Below are 514 nucleotides of genomic sequence, written 5' to 3' on the forward strand. Positions count from 1 at the left end.
CTCGGCGTTGGCTCAGGCCGGGTTGTCGGCGTGGGTCAGGGTCTCCCAGGCGGTGAAGAGATTGTTGGTGCCGGCCGGGCGTGGCTGCTCGGTGAGCAGCCGGGTGTTGGTCATGCCGTAGCCGAGGCGGGTGGCCAGGGCGTTGTAGCCGACCTCGGTGACCGGGCCGAGGGACTGGTTCAGGGTGCCGCCGCAGAGCCAGGACGGGACGGCGGTGCCGAGTTGGTACTTGGACTGGAAGCCCAGGGCGTGCCGGAGGCGGTCGGCGCGAGCGGCCGGGCCTTCACCCAGGGCGGTTCCGGTCTCGGCCAGGGTGGCCAGGGCCGTGGCGGTGCGGCCGGTGCGGGCGGTATGCCCGGGGCCGGCGGCAGCGGCGGGAAGAAGAAGGACAAGGGCAACCGTCCCGACTACCTGGTCGAGGACGAGGACACCTGGCGTTCCGGCGGCCGGGCCAACCCGCCGGTGATCGAGTAGCGGGTGGTCCGGTCCGAGTGACGGCCCGGCCATGGGGGAG

1 pseudogene is annotated in these 514 nt (G+C 73.2%); it reads right to left on the bottom strand.

Features of this window, described 5'->3' with window-relative positions:
• Positions 1-12: 12 nt before the first annotated feature.
• A pseudogene (locus ABD323_RS45515) lies at positions 13-514 on the bottom strand (hypothetical protein); the annotation flags it as partial.

Origin of the sequence: Kitasatospora nipponensis (assembly GCF_039528135.1) — a bacterium.
Classification (GTDB): Bacteria; Actinomycetota; Actinomycetes; order Streptomycetales; family Streptomycetaceae; genus Kitasatospora; species Kitasatospora nipponensis.